Below are 17227 nucleotides of genomic sequence, written 5' to 3'. Positions count from 1 at the left end.
TTACTCCTGAGAAGGACGTTGGCGGGTGAAGAGACGTTTCACCAGCACGAAGAACAGCGGTACGAAGAACACCGCCAGCAGGGTGGCTGTCAGGGTGCCGCCGATGATGCCGGTGCCGATCGCCACGCGGCTGTTGGCTCCGGCGCCGGTGGCGATGGCCAGCGGCAGCACCCCGGCGATAAACGCCAGCGAGGTCATAACAATCGGGCGCAGACGAGTCTGCGCGGCGCGGATCGCCGCCCGGGAGAGCGAATACCCCTCATCCACGGCGGATTCAGCGAACTCCACGATCAGGATGGCGTTTTTCGACGACAGGCCGATGGTGGTCAGCAGCGCCACCTGGAAGTAGACGTCGTTGCTTAAACCGCGCAGTGTCGCCGCCAGCGCCGCGCCGAGCAGGCCGAGCGGGATGACCATGATCACCGAGAACGGCACCGACCAGCTCTCATACAGCGCCGCCAGGCACAGGAACACCACCAGAATCGAGATGGCGTACAGGCTCATCGCCTGGCCGCTGGCGAGCTTTTCCTGCAGCGAAATGCCGCTCCACGCCCAGGTGGAGCCCGCCGGCAGGCTGTCGGCCAGCTTTTCCATCTTGTCCATCGCCGCGCCGGAGCTGAAGCCGGCGGCGTTTTCCCCCTGGATCTCAAAGGCGGCGGAGCCGTTGTAGCGCACCAGGCTTTCCGGGCCGTATTGCCAGTGGGTGGTGGCGAAGGCGGAGAACGGCGTCATGCTGTTATCGCTGCCGCGAACGAACCATTTGCCGAGGTCCGACGGCACCGCGCGCGCGTCGCTTTCGCCCTGGATATAGACCTTTTTCACCCGGCCGCGATCGATAAAGTCATTCACGTAGGTACCGCCCCAGGCGCTGGAGAGCGTATCGGTCACGTCGCTCAGCGACAGCCCCAGCGAGACGGCTTTGTTGTTATCGATATCCACCTGCAGCTGCGGCATCTGCGGCAGATCGTTAGCGCGCACCGACTGCAGCTCGCTGCTCTGGTTGGCCGCCGCCAGCAGCTGGCTGCGCAGCTTCATCAGGCTGTCGCGGTCGGTACCGCCGCTGGCCATCAGCTCGAAGGTGAAGCCGTTGCTCTGCCCGAGACCGTCCACCGACGGCGGGGTCATGGCGAACAGGGTGGCGTCGCGGATTGTCCCCAGCGCTTTGGTGGCCCGCAGGGCGATGGCCTGTGCGGTATTGTCGTCCCCTTTGCGTTGCGACCAGTTTTTCAGCGATACGAAGGCCATCCCGGCGTTTTGGCCGCTACCGCTAAAGCTGAAGCCGTCGACGGTGAAAATGACGTCGGTATTGGCTTTCTCTTTGGTGAGGAACCAGTCGGTCACCTGGCGGCGCACCTCGGCGGTACGCACCGCGGTGGCCCCGGCGGGCAGAGTGTACTGGACCATGATCTCCCCCTGGTCCTCCACCGGCAGGAAGCTGCCCGGCAGCTTCCACATCGCCAGCGCCATCGCCCCGCAAATCAGCGCGTAAGCGCCCATCATCACTACGCCCCGGCGCAGGCCGCCGAGCACCCGACGCTGATAGCCCTCCTCCGTGCGTCCCCACAGGCGGTTAAAGGCGCCAAAGAACCCTTTGGTGTGCGGTTTGGAGTGGCTGAGCAGCGCGCCGCACAGCGCCGGGGTGAGGGTCAGCGCCACCACCACCGACAGCATCATCGCCGAGATAATGGTTACCGAGAACTGGCGATAGATGACCCCGGTCGAACCGCCGAAGAAAGCCATCGGCAGGAACACCGCCGACAGCACCAGGGCGATCGCCACCAGCGCGCCGGAGATTTCGCCCATCGATTTTTCGGTGGCTTCGCGGGCGGGTAGCCCTTCGTCGCGCATAATGCGCTCGACGTTCTCCACCACCACAATGGCGTCATCCACTAGCAGGCCGATCGCCAGCACCATGGCGAACAGCGTCAGGGTGTTAATCGAGTAGCCGAACAGTGCCAGCACGCCGAAGGTGCCAAGCAGCACCACCGGCACAGCCACCGCTGGAATGAGCGTCGCGCGGAAGTTCTGCAGGAACAGATACATCACGCAGACTACGAGAATGATCGCTTCGAACAGGGTCTGAATCACATCCTCGACCGAGATTTTGATGAACTCGGTGCTGTCCTTCGGATAGGCGATATCATAGCCCTGCGGCATCTGACGCTGGAATTCGGCGATTTTGCTTTTCACCAGGGTCGCGGTATCCAGCGCGTTGGCGCCGGGGGCCATCATCACCGCGATCCCGGCGGCCGGATGGCCGTTCAGATTGGCGGTAGCGGTGTAATCCTCGCTGCCCATCTCCACCCGCGCGACATCGCTCAGGCGCACTACCGAGCCGTCGGCCTGGCTTTTCACGATGATCGCTTTGAACTGGTCAGGGGTTTGCAGCCGGGATTGCGCCCGCACGGTGGCGGTCAGCTGCTGGGTGTTAGATGACGGCAGGGCGCCGATTTTACCGGCGGAAACCTGCACGTTCTGCGCCTCAATCGCCGACTGGACATCGGAAGGCATCAGCGAGTAGGAGGCGAGTTTGGTCGGGTCCATCCAGACGCGCATCGCGTATTCGGCGCCGAACACCCGCAGGCTGCCGACGCCCTCCACGCGCGCCAGCGGGTCCTGCATATTGCTGACCAGCCAGTCGGAGATATCGGAGCTGGTGGCGCGGTTGGTTTTGTCATACACCGCAAGGATCAGCAGGAAGCTGCTCTGCGATTTTTCCACCGTTACGCCGGACTGCTGGACTTCGCTTGGCAGCCGCGATTCCGCCTGCTGGACTTTGTTTTGCACCTGCACCTGGGCGGTGTCCGGGTCGGTCCCTTGCTCAAAGGTGACGGTAATGCTGACCGAGCCGTCGGAGCTGCTGGTGGAGCTGAAGTAGAGCAGGTGATCGAGGCCGGTAAGCTGCTGCTCGATCACCTGGGTGACGCTGTTCTCCAGGGTTTCGGCGGACGCCCCGGTATAGGTGGCGGAGATTTTCACCGCCGGCGGGGCGACGTCAGGATACTGGCCTACCGGCAGGGTGCGGATCGCCAGCACCCCGGCGAGCATAATCAGAATGGCGATCACCCAGGCAAAGACCGGGCGACGCACGAAGAAACGGGAGAACATCAGGCGTTCCCTCCGTTATTGTTGACGGCAACGGCCTTCACTGTCTGTCCGGGGGCCACTTTACTGGTGCCTTCGACAATCAGCTTATCGCCCGCTTTCAGGCCGCTCAGCACCAGCCATTTATCGCCATAGGTGTCGCCGGTTTCCACGGTACGCTGCTCAACTTTGTTGGCGGCATCGACCACCAGCGCCGTGGCGTCGCCTTTGGCATCGCGGGTGATCCCCTGCTGCGGGGCGAGGATCGCGTCGTTCATGATGCCTTCATCGATGCGCGCGCGGACGAACATCCCCGGCAGCAGGACGTGCTGCGGGTTGGGGAAGATAGCGCGCAGGGTCACCGAGCCGGTGGATTCATCGACGGCGACTTCGGTGAGCGCCAGACGCCCTTTTTCCTGGTAGGTACTGCCATCTTCCAGGGTTAACGTCACGCTGAGGGTGTCGCTGTTGCTGGCCAGGCTTTGTTTGCGTAAACGCAGGAGATCGACGCTGGATCGCGTCAGATCAACATACATGGTGTCGAGCCCGCGGATCGTCGCCAGCGCGGTATCCTGATCGGCGGAGACCAGCGCTCCCGGCGTGACCGACGAGATGCCGATGCGCCCGGCAATCGGCGCGGTGACGGTGGTCCAGTTCAGGTTGATGCGCGCGCTCTCCAGCGCCGCTTTTTTCGATTCCACGCTGGCCTTGTCCTGGGCACAGGTGGAGGCGGCGTCGTCGGCATCCTGGCGGGAAACGCCGTTATCCCTGACCAGCGACGCGTAGCGCTGGGCCTTCTGGCAATCGGAGACCACCAGCGCCTGGGCCTGTTTCAGCGCGGCCGCCGCTTCGTTCCAGGTCGCGCGATAGCTGGAGGGATCGATCTGGTAAAGGGCCTGCCCTGCCTTCACCATATCGCCTTCGGTAAACAGGCGTTTCTGGATGATGCCGCCCACCTGCGGGCGTACTTCGGCGCTGAGCGAGGCGGTGGTGCGGCCGGTGAGCTGGCTGACTACCGGAACCGGCTGGCTTTGCAGGGTGACCACGCCCACTTCCGGCGCGGGTTGCTGCGGGGCAGATGTCTGCGCATTATCACATCCGCTGAGGAGAAATAATGCTGTCGCGATGGGAGCTATGATGTATTTCATTATATTTTCTCAAGATATAAGACGTCCGCCCCGTTTATTAAAAAACGAGGGAATAGGTTGGGCGCTGAGGCATTTTCGGATTAGCGAAAATGACAAAAAAGGAACACAGATGTTCCTGAACGTGATTGTTATTGTGTCTCCGTTGAAGCCAACCTCTTCGGTCTTCAGGAGGTGAAAAGCGCATCTCCTCTGGTTTTGTGGTGAGAATGATCATTCTCATTTTTCTCCATTATACGATCCGCCGCGATAATGGAAAGGTTTTTTTGCTTACTTTTAGAACGCAAAAAATTAAGGCAAATAATCATGGAGAAAATAAGAATATTTTGTGAAAGTGGAGTGGGAAAATAACGATTCGGCATCGCAATACTGGAGATAGTTAATGACACTAATCATTACAAAAAGCATTAATCCCGACGATCAACAAGAATTGCTTGCCGGTCTGCGGCACTATAATCAGCAGTATCTCGATGCGGCGCAGTTTGGCGATCTGGGGGTTTACTCCCGCGATGCGCAAGGGGTGATGCAGGGCGGGCTGATTGCCAAACGCAAGGGTAACTGGCTGTGCATTGAGTATCTGTGGGTTAGCGAGGCGACGCGCGGGCGCGGGTTGGGGAGCGAGCTGATGCAGGAGGCGGAACAGCAGGCGCGGGCGCTAGGCTGCAGCCATCTGCTGGTGGATACCTTTAGCTTCCAGGCGCTGCCGTTTTATCGAAAATTAGGCTATCAGCTGCAGATGTCGCTGCCCGACTTCCCCCACGCAGGCCTGCAGCGCCACTATTTGTCGAAGGCGCTGTAACGGTAGTGGTATCCCCGGGCGGTCAGGTACCGTACCTGTGGTTGTGCCGGATGGCGGCATAAATGCCTTATCCGGCCTACACAGTCCTCCCGTCGTTTCGTCCCACCCAGGACCGGCAAGCGCAGCGCCGCCGGGCAGGATATCAGGCACGGCACCTGTATTCTTGCCGGGTGGCGGCTGTCGCCTTACCCGGCCTACGGTTCGTGCTGTGCCCGCCATGATGCCGAGCGGCCTGTTGTTGATATACCCACTTGCGCGACTGAAACTGCCGGTGCTGGCGGCCTCAAAATCGCTGAGACGTTCCCGGAAGGCCGGGGCAGCCCGCATGGATGCGGGCTGAGGGCCGTGTTTTGCATGGACGCTGCCTCGGCCCGACCCGAAGCCTGCAGGGATAAGTCGAAGGGACCGCGTAGCGGCGATTTTGCTGGCCGGAGCCCGGGGGTACAGGGGGCGGCGGCGACTGGCCGCCCCCTGTGCGCTCCCTGCGCCATAAGAGACATAGCGCAGAAGAAATATCGGGAGCGCAATCTGCCCGGACATAACACGGGAGTGGTAGCCCTGCTAAGCGCAGTGCGAGCAGGGAAATTTACGGTTGTGCCGTTATTTCTGTAGCCCTGCTAAGCGTAGCGCGAGCAGGGAAAATCCCGGATGGCGGCGCGTGGCGCCTTATCCGGGCTACAAAAGCGTCAAAACCACGCCTTAACCCCCGATGCCGTGGCCCATTAACGCCAGCGCGTGGCTGATGATGGTCTGGCGGTTGACCGCCTGTAAACGCGGATCGCTGTGAATGCGTGAAAATGGCACCAGCACCAGGCTAATCACCGTGGTAAACAGCAGCTCCGGCGACAGCGCCGGATTGATCTTGCCCTCCAACTGCCAGCGACGCACCGTCTCCAGCATCACCTGAAAACGCTCCTCGCCGAAGCGGGCATCCATATGCTGACGCAGGATCGGCATCTCGCCGATGATCTCCTGCATCCACAGCGGCGCGAACCAGGCGTTTTTCTCCGCCATATGCGCCAGCGTCTCGACCATCATCGTCAGCGCCAACACCGGGTCCTGCGGATGATCGACAAAAATGCGGCTGATGTGATTGCGCAGCGGCATAAAGCGCTCCTCAATCAGCTGGGTCACCAGCGCTTCCCGGGAGCTGAAATAGTAATGCAGCATCGCCGGCGTCACCCCGGCTTCTTTGGCGATGGCGTTCAACGACACGCGAGCCGTCCCGTCGCGGGCAAACAGCGTCAGGGCAATGTCCATCAGCTGTTCGCGGTTGGCGGTACCCGGTTTTTTACCGCGCGGCCGACCCGGGCGGCGGGGTGCATCCTGATCCTTTTGTGCTGTCATGGTATGGCGATCTCTTGACCCGACTCATTCTTTCACTAAATATTAATTATGCATTTAATTAATTTCAAGCGAGCGTTGTAATGACTTCTGAAGTCGCTAACCCACCGGTGCAGTCGATACGCCTGCTGTTCAGCGCATTGCTGTTGGTGATGTTGCTCTCGGCGTTGGATCAGACCATTGTCTCCACCGCGCTGCCGACGATTGTCGGCGAACTGGGCGGGCTGGACAAGCTTTCCTGGGTGGTCACGGCCTATATTCTCAGCTCCACCATCGCGGTGCCGCTGTACGGGAAATTCGGCGATCTGTTCGGTCGCAAAATTGTGCTGCAGGTGGCGATTGGGCTGTTTCTCGTCGGCTCCGCGCTCTGCGGGCTGGCGCAGAATATGACCCAACTGGTGCTGATGCGCGGCCTGCAGGGGCTCGGCGGCGGCGGCCTGATGGTGATCAGTATGGCGGCGGTCGCCGACGTCATCCCGCCCGCCAACCGTGGCCGCTATCAGGGGCTGTTCGGCGGCGTCTTCGGCCTCGCGACGGTGATCGGCCCGCTGATCGGCGGTTTTCTGGTACAGCATGCCTCCTGGCGCTGGATCTTCTATATCAACCTGCCGCTCGGCCTGTTCGCGCTGCTGGTGATCGGCGCGGTATTCCACAGCAGCAATAAACGCAGCCAGCATCAGATTGACTGGCTGGGGGCGATTTACCTCAGCATGGCGCTGTTGTGCATCATCCTGTTTACCTCGGAAGGGGGCAGCGTCCATGCGTGGAATGACCCGCAGCTGTGGTGCATTCTGGCCTTCGGCATCGTGGGGATCATCGGCTTTATTTACGAAGAGCGGATCGCCATCGAACCGATTATTCCGCTGGCGCTGTTCCGCAACCGCAGCTTCCTGCTGTGCAGCTTGATTGGCTTCGTCATCGGCATGTCGCTGTTCGGGTCAGTCACCTTCCTGCCGCTCTATCTGCAGGTGGTGAAGGAGGCGACGCCCACCGAGGCCGGGCTGCAGCTGATCCCCCTGATGGGCGGCCTGCTGCTGACCTCGATTATCAGCGGGCGGATTATCAGCCGTACCGGTAAATATCGCCTGTTTCCGATCCTCGGCACCCTGCTCGGCGTGACCGGCATGGTACTGCTGACCCGCATCACCATTCATTCGCCGATGTGGCAGCTGTACCTGTTTACCGGTGTGCTGGGGGCGGGTCTGGGACTGGTGATGCAGGTGCTGGTGCTGGCGGTGCAGAATGCGATGCCGGCGCAGATGTACGGCGTCGCCACCTCCGGTGTGACCCTGTTCCGCTCGATTGGCGGCTCCATCGGCGTGGCGCTGTTTGGCGCGGTGTTCACGCACGTGCTGCAGAGCAACCTGCAAAAGCTGTTGCCGGAAGGCGCGGTGCTGCCGCCGGGAATGAATCCAGTGGCGGTTCAGCACCTGCCCGCGGATATCCGCCTCGACTATCTCGACGCCTTCGGCGCGGCGATCCACGCGGCGTTCCTGATGGCGGCCGGCATTATGGCGGTGGCGTTTGTCCTCTCCTGGCTGTTAAAGGAGGCACCGCTGAAGACCGCGGTGCATTAAGCGGCGCCGGCGATGCGCAGCAGTGCCTGACGCAGCGCCGGTGCGGCAAAATCGATAAATGTCCTCAGCTTAAGTGGCGCCAGATCCCGTGCGGTATACAGCAAATGGACCGGCGCGGGGGCGGGCTCGACGCTTTCCAGCAGCAGACGGAGCTCCCCGTGGCGCAGACCATCCAGCGCCTGATAGTGCAGTAAGCGGGCCACCCCCACCCCCAGCCGCGCAGCATCGGCGGCGCTCTCCGGCGTGGTGACGGATAGCACCGGCGGCAGGTTAATCAGCTGGTCCTCGCGCTCAGCGGCGCGAAAGCGCCAACCGCGATAGGGCATCGGCGATTCAATGCGGATGATCGGCAGCGCCGCCAGATCGCGCGGCCGCTGCGGCTCGCCGTATTTCGCCAGCAGCGCCGGATGGGCACAGGCCACAATCCGCATGGTGCCAAGGCGGGTGGCCACCATGCTGCTGTCCGCCAGTTCGCCAATCCGCACCGCCAGATCGACATGGTCGCTCACCAGGTCAGCATTGCGATCGCTGAGCAGCAAACGGACGCGAATTTGCGGGTAGCGGGCGATAAATTCACCGATCACCGGGAGAACGTGCTGACGGCCAAACATCGTTGGCGCGGAGATCACCAGCTCGCCCTTCGGTTCCTGATATTCGCCCGTCGCCTGGCGTTCGGCGTTTTCCACCTCCTCAAGGATCCGCCGCGCGGCGGCGACATAATCGACCCCGGCGTCGGTGAGCGTCAGTTTGCGGGTGGTTCGCGCCAGCAGGCGCACGCCCAGCGCGCTCTCCAGCTCACCGATATGGCGGCTGACGGTGGTCAACGGCATATTCAGCGCCCGCGCCGCCGCCGACATACTCCCCAGCTCGGTCACTTTCACCAGCAGCGCCATCGCGCTTAATCGATCCATTATTCTCCCGTTTTCCGGAAAGATGATTGCCACTTAACCCGTATTATCATTCTTCACAGTACAGTCCATGATGGCGCCAGACAACAGGAGGCGCTATGGCAGCAACCTTTCTCGATATCGCCATCACCCCGGACGTGATGGATGTGCAGCATGAAATGGGCAGCGACACGCTGTGGCAAACGCCGCACAGTCGCCGCCAGGCCGACCGCTTCGGCGACAGCGAAGCGGGGATGATCGCCACCCGCGACAGCTTTTATCTGGCGACGGTGTCGCAGAGCGGCTGGCCCTACATTCAGCATCGCGGCGGCCCGGTGGGGTTTCTGCATCTGCTGGATGACACCACCCTGGCGATGGCCGATTTCGGCGGTAACCGCCAGTACATCACTACCGGCAATCTGCGCGGCAGCGACCGGGCCTGCCTGTTTTTGATGGATTATCCGCGCCGTGCCAGGCTGAAAATCTACGCCACCGTCGAAGTCCTGGCGGCAGAGGACCACCCGGAGCTGCTGGCGCAGGTGGCGCCAGCCAACTATCGCGCTCGCATCGAACGTCTGTTTCTTTTTCATTTACAGGCGTTTGACTGGAACTGCCCGCAGCACATTACGCCGCGCTACAGCGCGCAGCAGGTGGCGGAGTACAGCCAGAACCTGCAGCAACGTATTCATGACCTGGAGCAGGAGAATCAGCGCCTGCAGCAGCAATTATCCTCAAAAGGAGACTCCTGATGAATGAGCAACGTCCCCCGTTACCGCCGTTTACCCGCGACAGCGCTATCCAGAAGGTCCGCGCCGCGGAAGATGGCTGGAACAGTCGCGATGCCGAAAAAGTCGCTCTGGCCTACACCGTGGATAGCGAGTGGCGCAACCGCAGCGAATTTGTCCACGGCAGGGGGCAGATTGTTGAGTTCCTGCAGCGAAAATGGCGCAAGGAGCAGCAATACCGGCTGATTAAGGAGCTGTGGGCATGGCAGGAGAATCGCATTGCCGTGCGCTTCGCCTACGAGTGGTGCGACGACAGCGGCAACTGGTTTCGCTCGTATGGCAATGAGAACTGGGAGTTTGATAAGCACGGACTGATGCAGACGCGCTACGCCTGCATCAACGATCTGCCGATCGCCGAAAGCGAGCGCCTGTTCCACTGGCCCCAGGGGCGCCGCCCGGACGATCATCCGGGGCTCAGCGATCTGGGGCTGTAAAACCGGCGCGGCGCAACGGATTAATCGGCTTTCGGGAAGTCGACCACCGTGTCGTTAACCCGGTTCACCATGTTGGTGAACAGGATCGCGCTGATGGCGCTGATAATCTCAATCACCTGCTGGTCGCTAAAACCGGCGTTGCGCAGCGCGGCGACGTCGGTTGCCGGCAGGGTGCCGGTGGTGGTCACCAGAGTCTGCGCAAATTTCACCAGCGCATCAAGCTGCGCCTCTTCCGTATACTCCCCGCGGCGCAGGGCGTGGATCTGCTCGTTGCTGAAGCCGGCTTTTTTCGCCATCAGGCTGTGCGCGGCCAGGCAGTAGTCACAGCCGGTGGCTTCGCTGACCGACAGATTAATCGCTTCCAGCTGTTGGGCGCTGAGGCTGCCTTTATGGAGCATCGCATTGTGCGCCAGCGCCTGCTGCAGCGCCGCCGGCGAGTGGCCGCCGATGGTGAGATAGGCATTCGGCACTTTGCCCATCGCTTTTTTGATCCCGGCGAAAATATCGGCGGCTTTGCCGGTGGCGTCTTGTTCACGGATATCTGCTAAACGGCTCATGGTTAACTCCTGTTGTTATCGAGGGTGTGTTGGCAATGGGGTCATCTTAGGCGCTTGCCGCATGCTAGACTGGCGGTCTTCGTCTCACCTTTTTGTCTTATCGTCTCAGGAGAAGCATGGACAGTCTCAGTCATCTGCTGGCGCTGCTGGCGCCGCGCTGCGAAGTGAACCTGCACTGTCGCTTCGGCGGCCGCTGGCAGGCCGGGCACGATCAAATGCGCAGCGGCGTGGTGCCCTGGCACGTGGTGCTGCGCGGCGAGGGGCGGCTCAACGTCGGCGGCCAGACCCACCACCTGCGCGCGGGCGATGTCGTTCTCCTGCCCCACGGTTCGCCGCACCTGATGGAGAGCCTGGTGGAGTGGGGCCAGGTGCTGCCGGTGGCGCACCGGTTTAACGGCACGGTGACGGAAATGCGCGCCGGCCCGACGGAGGGGGCGCTGGAGATGCTGTGCGGCGAATTCTATTTTGGTCCGCACGTCAGCTGGCTGTTCAGTGAAGCATCGACGCTGATCCATCTCCATACCGATGCACGTGAAGACTGCCCGGAGCTGGACGCGCTGCTTAATATACTGGTGCGCGAGAGCCTGGCGCAGCGTCCCGGCGGGAGCGCCATCGTGCGCAGCCTCGGCGATACGCTACTGGTGCTCCTGCTGCGCATGCTGCTTGGCGAGCAACAGCCGCCCGGCGGACTGCTGCGCCTGATGAGCGATGAACGCCTGATGCCGGCGGTGCTGGCGGTGATGGCGACCCCGGAGCAGCCGTGGACGCTGGAAACCATGGCCGCCCGTGCGTTTCTGTCGCGGGCCACCTTTGCCCGTCATTTTGCCCGCGTCTATCACCTGACGCCGCAGGCGTGGCTGTCGCAGTTGCGAATGGCGCTGGCCGCCCGGCTGCTGCGCCTGGAGCGTCAGACCAACCTCGAAGTCATTGCCGAACGCTGCGGCTTTCAGTCGCTGGCGTCATTCTCGAAGCGCTTCAAAATGCGCTATGGCGTGACGCCGGGCGAGTGGCGCCGGAGCTAGCGCCTCACGTTCCGCGAAGATGATTTTATTTCCAGTTGCGTGGTTTGCTGTTTATTACCCGACCCGAAAGTCGCTATAGTTTTGCACGAAAAAAACAATGACAGTCAGGACAGACAGGGTGAAGAGGATGAAATTACGTTTACGGGCCGCCGCCGCAGTGATGCTGGCGGGTCTGGTACTGGTCGGCTGCGACCAAAAGGGGAATGACGCAAAACACATTAAGGTCGGCGTGATTAACGGCGCCGAGCAGGATGTGGCGGAAGTGGCGAAGAAGGTGGCCAAAGAGAAGTACGGTCTGGACGTCGAGCTGGTGGGATTCAGCGGCTCGCTGCTGCCTAACGAATCGACCAACGCCGGCGATCTGGACGCCAACGTCTTCCAGCATCGGCCTTTCCTCGAGCAGGACAACAAAGCGCATAACTATCATCTGGTGGCCGTCGGCAATACCTTCGTCTTCCCGATGGCTGGCTATTCGCGCAAGATCAAGTCAGTCGCCGAACTGAAAGACGGCGCGACGATCGCCATCCCCAACGACCCGACCAATCTCGGGCGGGCGCTGCTGCTGTTGCAAAAAGAGAAGTTGATTACCCTCAAAGCCGGCACCGGCCTGCTGCCGACGGCGGTGGATATCACCGACAACCCGCATAACCTGAAGATCATGGAGCTGGAAGGGGCGCAACTGCCGCGCGTGCTCGACGATCCCAAAGTCGATGTGGCCATCATCAGCACCACCTACCTGCAGCAAACCGGGCTGTCGCCGGTTCGCGATGGCATCTTTATCGAAGATAAAAACTCGCCCTACGTGAACATTATCGTGACCCGGGAAGACAATAAAGACGCGGAAAACGTGAAGGAGTTTATGCAGTCGTATCAGTCGCCGGAGGTGGCGAAGGCGGCAGAGACTATCTTCAACGGCGGCGCGGTGCCGGGCTGGTAAGCCAATCTCACAGGGAGAGGCGCGTATGGTACGCCAACGGCAGGCTGATCTGCTGCTGATTGCCGCGACGGTGATTGCCGCCTGCGGCTGGATATTTTCCCGTGAAGCGATCGCCGGCATGCCGGTATTCGCGTTTCTTGGGCTGCGCTTTTTCTTCGCCGCGCTGCTGCTGCTGCCGTTCTGCCGCGGTTTTCGCCCGCAAAAGCAGCACTGGCCAAAGCTCATCATCAGCGGACTCTGGTTTGCCCTCAACCTCTGCCTGTGGATCTATTCGGTTTCCACGACGGCGTCGCTCGGCGAAGGGGCGTTTATCATGAGCCTGTCGATGATGTTCGTCCCGCTGACCGCGTGGGTGATGATGAAGGTACGCCCGCCGCGCGCCTGGTGGGAGTGCCTGCCGATCGCGGTGGTGGGCCTGGGGCTGCTCAGTCTGCATATGCCGATAGCCTTCCACCCCAGCCAGGGCTGGTTTTTGCTGACGGCGCTGGTGCAGTCGATCTGGTTCTGTTACACCAGCCGCTGCGCGCGTGAAGTACCGCTGATCCCCCTGACCACCGTGCAGCTGGCGATCACTGGTATCGTCGGGTTGACCATCTCCGCTGCCGTTGAACGCTGGGACCAGCCGATGACCCTGCCGACTCTCGGCTGGCTGGTGGCCAGCATTGTCATCGCCACCAGCCTGCGCTTCGGTCTGCAGATGAAGGGGCAGAAGTACGCGGCGGTGGCCAGCGCGGCGATCATCATGGTGCTCGAACCGCTGCTGACGGTCATTGCCGCCGCGCTGTGGTACGGCGAACAGCTGCCGCTGCAGAAGATTATCGGCGGCGTGCTGATCCTGGTGGCCCAGCTGTGGTTCCGCTGGCGGATGCTTAAGCCGTAAGCGGGCCGCTTCGCTGCTGCGCCATCAGCTGCAGCAGCGGCACCAGCGACAACCCGTCCGGCATTTCGCCGCGGGCGATCAGCTGGTTTATCTCCTCAAAGGTAAACCAGCCGGTTTCCATCACCTCATCCTGATCCGCGTCCATGCCGACCCAGCGTAAATCGGTAGCCAGCCAGGTAATAAACAGCTGATCGCTGCTGCCGTAGGAGGGGTTGAAGCGAATGATCTCCTCGACGTGTTGCGCCTGCCAGCCGGTCTCTTCCCGCAGTTCGCGCAGCGCGGCGACCTCCGGGTCTTCCCCTTCATCGACGCCGCCAGAGGGGATCGCCCACACCACCTTATCGATCAGGTAGCGGTAGTGGCGAATCAGCAGTACTTTCTCATCCTGAATGGCCACAATCCCCACTGCCGGGCGCGGATAGTGAATGGCGTAAAAGTCGCGGCGCTCGCCGGGGGCGACATCAATACCCACCTTACGCATGCTGAACCACGGCGTCTCGGCGATGACCTGCGGGTCGTGCATATCGGCGGCGGTCAGTTTCTTTTTCATCGTGCCACTCCTGTCAAAAATTGAGCCTTAAGAACAACATAGCCGGAGGCGGATGGCAACTGCCGCAGGTTGGCCCGATTTCATCGATCATTGCCCAAATGCCCCTGTTGAGCCAGGCTGGTACTCAGTACGATGTTCGTCAGATGACCCCACAGAGGAACGCCAACATGAACATCACCCATATCCGGAATGCGACCCAGATGATTGACTACGCCGGGAAAAGATTTCTCATCGACCCGATGCTGGCGGACAAGGGCGCCTGGCCAGGTTTTCCCGGCACCGCGCGTAGCGAGCTGCGCAATCCGCTGGTTGAGCTGCCTTTTTCCCGCGATAAAATTATCGATGTTGATGCGGTGATCGTCACCCATACCCATGACGATCACTGGGACGCGGCGGCGATCGCCGCGATCCCGAAAACCCTGCCGGTGTTCGTCCAGCATGAGGTCGACGCCGCGCTGCTGCGCAGCCAGGGATTTCAGGATCTGCGCCTGCTGTCGGCAGACAGCGAATTTGCCGGCGTGCGCCTGCAGAAAACCACCTCCGGCCAACACGGCAGCGACCGGACCTACGCGGTGCCGGCGATGGCTGAACGCCTGGGCGAGGCCTGCGGCGTGGTGTTTCGCCATCCGCAGGAGAAGACGCTGTGGCTGATGGGGGATACCATCTGGCGTGATGAAATTGAAGCTGACCTGCTGAAGCTGCGCCCGGACGTGGTGGTGCTGAACGCCGGCTACGCCCACGTCATCGGCTTTGGCCCGATAATCATGGGCAAGGAAGATCTCCTGAACGTGCACTTCACCCTGCCGGAAGCGAAAATCATGGCTATCCACCTCGAGGCGGTCAACCACTGTCTGGTGAGCCGGGAAGAAATGCGCCAGTATGCGGTGGATAATCAGATTGCCGATGTGGTGAGTATCCCACAGGATGGGGAAACCGTGGTTTATTAACATGCGCAAGGGGAAAGGACGATGAAACTCACCGACGTGGCGATTGTCGCCGTAGAGGGCTTTAGCCCGTTTCACTACGCCGTCCCCTGCATGCTGTTTGGCGATTCGGTCTCTGAAATCAAACGCTTTAATCTGCACATTTGCGCCGAGCGGCCGGGGCTGCTGCGCGCCCGCGATGGTTTTGCGCTGTACGCCACCGGCGATTTCGCCGCGCTGGAACAGGCGGATATCGTGGTGGTGCCTTACTGGGGCGAGGTCGATAGGCGTCCGCCGCAGGCGCTGCTTGATAGCCTGGTGCGGGCGCGGGATAACGGCGCGGAGATTGTCGGCCTGTGTCTCGGCGCGTTCGTCCTCGGCTACGCCGGGCTGCTGGATGGCAGGCGAGCGGCGACTCACTGGGAGTTCGAGCAGGATTTCCAGCGCCGGTTTCCGCAGGTGCAGCTGGATATCAATGCCTTGTATGTCGATGACCAGCGAATGATCACTTCGGCGGGCACCGCGGCGGCGCTGGACTGCTGCCTGTATCTCATCCGCCAGCGTTTCGGCAGCCTCGCGGCCAATCAGATCGCCCGGCGGATGATTGTTTCGCCGCACCGCGAAGGCGGCCAGGCGCAGTTTATCGCCCAGCCGGTGCCGAAAAACACCCGCGATGCGCGGATTAACTGCCTGCTGGATTATCTGCAGCAGCATATTGCCGAGCCGCACAGTCTCGATTCGCTGGCCCGGGTGGTGGCGATGAGTCGCCGTACCCTGACCCGCCACTTCGCCCGGGCGACCGGGATGAGCATTACCGACTGGCTGATCGCCGAACGTCTGCGCCGCAGCCAGAGTCTGCTTGAGGCGGGCGATCTGCCGGTCGAGCAGGTGGCGGAGGCGGTGGGTTATCTTTCAGCGGTCACCTGGCGCCAGCAGTTTAAAGCGCGCTTTGGCGTCAGCCCGGCGGAGTGGCGGCGCACCTTTCGCCGCGGCGCTTAGCCGGCGAGGGTCGCACTGTCGATCACGAAGCGGTATTTCACGTCACCCTTGACCATTCTTTCCCAGGCTTCGTTGATCTCATCGCCGCGAATAAGCTCGATATCGGCGACGATGCCGTGTTCGGCGCAGAAGTCGAGCATCTCCTGAGTTTCCGGAATACCGCCGATCATCGAGCCGGCAATTGACCGGCGGCGGAAGATCAGATTGAACACTTCCGGCGACGGATGCGGCGTGGCCGGAGCGCCCACTAGGGTCATGGCGCCATCACGTTTCAGCAGCGTGGTGAAGGCATCGAGATTGTGCGGCGCCGCCACGGTATTAAGGATGAAGTCGAAGCTTTTGACGTGGGCCGCCATTTCGTCGTCGTTGCGCGACACCACCACTTCATCGGCGCCCAGCGCTCTGGCTGCATTACGCTTGGATTCGGAGGTGGTAAAGGCCACCACGTGGGCCCCCATGGCGTGGGCCAACTTGATCCCCATATGCCCGAGGCCGCCAATGCCGACCACACCGACTTTTTTACCCGGCCCGGCGTGCCAGTGGCGCAGCGGCGAGTAAGTGGTGATCCCGGCGCACAGCAGCGGCGCGACGGCGGCCAGCTGCGCTTCGGGATGGGTTATCCGCAGCACGTAGTGTTCTTTGACCACAATCTGCTGGGAATAGCCGCCAAGCGTGTGGCCCGGTGCATCCTGGGTCGGGCCGTTATAGGTCAGCACCATGTGGTCGCAGTAGTTTTCCAGCCCCTCAGCGCACTCTTCGCACTGTTGACAGCTATCGACCATACAGCCGACGCCGACCAGATCGCCGACGGCGTAGCGCGAGACGGCGTTGCCGACCGCGGTCACCCGGCCCACAATTTCATGCCCCGGCACGCAGGGGTAGAGCGTTCCCGCCCACTCCGATCGCGCCTGGTGGAGATCGGAGTGGCAGACGCCGCAGTAGGCGATGGCGATCTGTACATCCTGTGGCCCCGGCTCGCGGCGGGTGATGGCCATTGATTCCAGCGGCTGGCTGGCGGAGTAGGTACCAATAGCGTTGATCTGCATAGCGAAACCTCTACTTGATGAATTGTTTGCGTGGAACGGAAGATGGACGCGGCTGGTGAGTGGCATCGATAAGCGTAGCCTGGAGTGGGCGAGATGCGAGAAGAGAACGTACCGCGGGAAATATCAGGCACGCTGTTTGCGGGCAACGATCAGGCCTGTAAATAATGCCGTGGAGTAAGCATTAAATCGACTAAGCTTTATTAGTATTTACGAAAATATTATTGTTTTATCGTATATGATAGCGAAGAGACGCTATTG

The 17227-nt window shown here is 61.4% G+C and carries 18 protein-coding genes; 10 read left to right on the top strand and 8 right to left on the bottom strand.

Translation table 11 applies throughout. The annotated features are described in order from the left end of the window. Positions 1–3108, bottom strand: coding sequence for a multidrug efflux RND transporter permease subunit EefB (gene eefB, locus CWM54_RS20730; RefSeq protein ID WP_100698313.1), 3108 nt, complete (start codon positions 3106–3108; stop codon positions 1–3). Then, positions 3108–4232, bottom strand: a complete 1125-nt coding sequence (gene eefA / locus CWM54_RS20725; RefSeq protein ID WP_008806782.1) for a multidrug efflux RND transporter periplasmic adaptor subunit EefA — start codon at positions 4230–4232, stop codon at positions 3108–3110. Before eefA ends, eefB begins: the two co-directional genes overlap by 1 nt. A gap of 206 nt (positions 4233–4438) precedes the next feature. Here eefA and CWM54_RS28770 point away from each other — a divergent pair, with 206 nt between their 5' ends. Then, positions 4439–4561, top strand: a complete 123-nt coding sequence (locus CWM54_RS28770) for a hypothetical protein (protein ID WP_046620780.1) — start codon at positions 4439–4441, stop codon at positions 4559–4561. Here CWM54_RS28770 and CWM54_RS28765 read toward each other — a convergent pair. Beyond that, positions 4521–4637 carry a hypothetical protein gene (locus CWM54_RS28765; RefSeq protein ID WP_165785946.1) on the bottom strand — a complete coding sequence of 39 codons (117 nt, stop codon included), beginning with the start codon at positions 4635–4637 and terminating at the stop codon, positions 4521–4523. The genes CWM54_RS28770 and CWM54_RS28765 overlap by 41 nt on opposite strands. Here CWM54_RS28765 and CWM54_RS20715 point away from each other — a divergent pair. Further along, the gene (locus tag CWM54_RS20715) at positions 4612–5028 is read left to right on the top strand and encodes a GNAT family N-acetyltransferase (RefSeq protein ID WP_100698311.1); all 417 of its coding nucleotides are present in this window, start codon (positions 4612–4614) and stop codon (positions 5026–5028) included. The two genes, CWM54_RS28765 and CWM54_RS20715, sit on opposite strands and share 26 nt — an antisense overlap. Positions 5029–5727: 699 nt before the next feature. Here the strand turns inward: CWM54_RS20715 and CWM54_RS20705 are convergent. Beyond that, on the bottom strand, positions 5728–6375 hold the full coding sequence (locus CWM54_RS20705; protein ID WP_074386914.1) for a TetR/AcrR family transcriptional regulator: 648 nt from the start codon (positions 6373–6375) through the stop codon (positions 5728–5730). A gap of 80 nt (positions 6376–6455) precedes the next feature. Between CWM54_RS20705 and CWM54_RS20700 the strand changes: the two genes are divergently transcribed. Next, positions 6456–7949: an MDR family MFS transporter gene (locus CWM54_RS20700; protein WP_061152912.1), complete on the top strand. Its 1494-nt coding sequence runs from the start codon at positions 6456–6458 to the stop codon at positions 7947–7949. Here the strand turns inward: CWM54_RS20700 and CWM54_RS20695 are convergent. Continuing rightward, complete coding sequence (locus CWM54_RS20695) at positions 7946–8860, bottom strand: LysR family transcriptional regulator (protein WP_100681003.1); 915 nt, start codon at positions 8858–8860, stop codon at positions 7946–7948. The two genes, CWM54_RS20700 and CWM54_RS20695, sit on opposite strands and share 4 nt — an antisense overlap. Positions 8861–8955: 95 nt before the next feature. Here CWM54_RS20695 and CWM54_RS20690 point away from each other — a divergent pair, with 95 nt between their 5' ends. Next, positions 8956–9585 carry a pyridoxamine 5'-phosphate oxidase family protein gene (locus CWM54_RS20690; protein ID WP_100698308.1) on the top strand — a complete coding sequence of 210 codons (630 nt, stop codon included), beginning with the start codon at positions 8956–8958 and terminating at the stop codon, positions 9583–9585. Continuing rightward, complete coding sequence (locus tag CWM54_RS20685) at positions 9585–10055, top strand: DUF1348 family protein (protein ID WP_016946126.1); 471 nt, start codon at positions 9585–9587, stop codon at positions 10053–10055. The genes CWM54_RS20690 and CWM54_RS20685 overlap by 1 nt, the downstream gene beginning before the upstream one ends. A gap of 20 nt (positions 10056–10075) precedes the next feature. Here the strand turns inward: CWM54_RS20685 and CWM54_RS20680 are convergent, their stop codons facing one another. Beyond that, entirely contained in the window at positions 10076–10612 is a 537-nt protein-coding gene (locus CWM54_RS20680; RefSeq protein WP_061152915.1) for a carboxymuconolactone decarboxylase family protein, read from the bottom strand. A gap of 116 nt (positions 10613–10728) precedes the next feature. Between CWM54_RS20680 and CWM54_RS20675 the strand changes: the two genes are divergently transcribed. From CWM54_RS20675 to CWM54_RS20665, 3 genes are all read left to right on the top strand, one after another. Further along, positions 10729–11634 carry an AraC family transcriptional regulator gene (locus CWM54_RS20675; RefSeq protein WP_100698306.1) on the top strand — a complete coding sequence of 302 codons (906 nt, stop codon included), beginning with the start codon at positions 10729–10731 and terminating at the stop codon, positions 11632–11634. Between the two features lie 127 nt (positions 11635–11761). After that, positions 11762–12571, top strand: coding sequence for a lipoprotein NlpA (gene nlpA, locus CWM54_RS20670; protein ID WP_061152917.1), 810 nt, complete (start codon positions 11762–11764; stop codon positions 12569–12571). A 25-nt stretch (positions 12572–12596) separates the two neighbouring features. Then, the gene (locus tag CWM54_RS20665) at positions 12597–13451 is read left to right on the top strand and encodes a DMT family transporter (RefSeq protein ID WP_002922972.1); all 855 of its coding nucleotides are present in this window, start codon (positions 12597–12599) and stop codon (positions 13449–13451) included. Here CWM54_RS20665 and CWM54_RS20660 read toward each other — a convergent pair. Beyond that, positions 13441–14001 (bottom strand): NUDIX hydrolase, encoded by a 561-nt coding sequence (locus tag CWM54_RS20660; RefSeq protein WP_100698304.1) that lies wholly within the window; start codon positions 13999–14001, stop codon positions 13441–13443. The two genes, CWM54_RS20665 and CWM54_RS20660, sit on opposite strands and share 11 nt — an antisense overlap. Positions 14002–14168: 167 nt before the next feature. Here CWM54_RS20660 and CWM54_RS20655 point away from each other — a divergent pair, with 167 nt between their 5' ends. Together CWM54_RS20655 and CWM54_RS20650 are read left to right on the top strand one after the other, a co-directional pair. Beyond that, positions 14169–14948 (top strand): MBL fold metallo-hydrolase, encoded by a 780-nt coding sequence (locus tag CWM54_RS20655; protein WP_100680997.1) that lies wholly within the window; start codon positions 14169–14171, stop codon positions 14946–14948. Between the two features lie 21 nt (positions 14949–14969). Next, positions 14970–15923, top strand: a complete 954-nt coding sequence (locus tag CWM54_RS20650) for a GlxA family transcriptional regulator (RefSeq protein ID WP_100698302.1) — start codon at positions 14970–14972, stop codon at positions 15921–15923. On the opposite strand, the gene CWM54_RS20645 is transcribed toward CWM54_RS20650, so the two are convergent. Beyond that, positions 15920–16969 carry an NAD(P)-dependent alcohol dehydrogenase gene (locus CWM54_RS20645; protein WP_100698300.1) on the bottom strand — a complete coding sequence of 350 codons (1050 nt, stop codon included), beginning with the start codon at positions 16967–16969 and terminating at the stop codon, positions 15920–15922. The two genes, CWM54_RS20650 and CWM54_RS20645, sit on opposite strands and share 4 nt — an antisense overlap. Positions 16970–17227: the final 258 nt, after the last annotated feature.

It is taken from the genome of Klebsiella sp. D-Nf1 (assembly GCF_002810515.1).
Taxonomy (GTDB): domain Bacteria; phylum Pseudomonadota; class Gammaproteobacteria; order Enterobacterales; family Enterobacteriaceae; genus Klebsiella; species Klebsiella variicola.
This window is presented reverse-complemented; position numbering and strand designations above follow the sequence as displayed.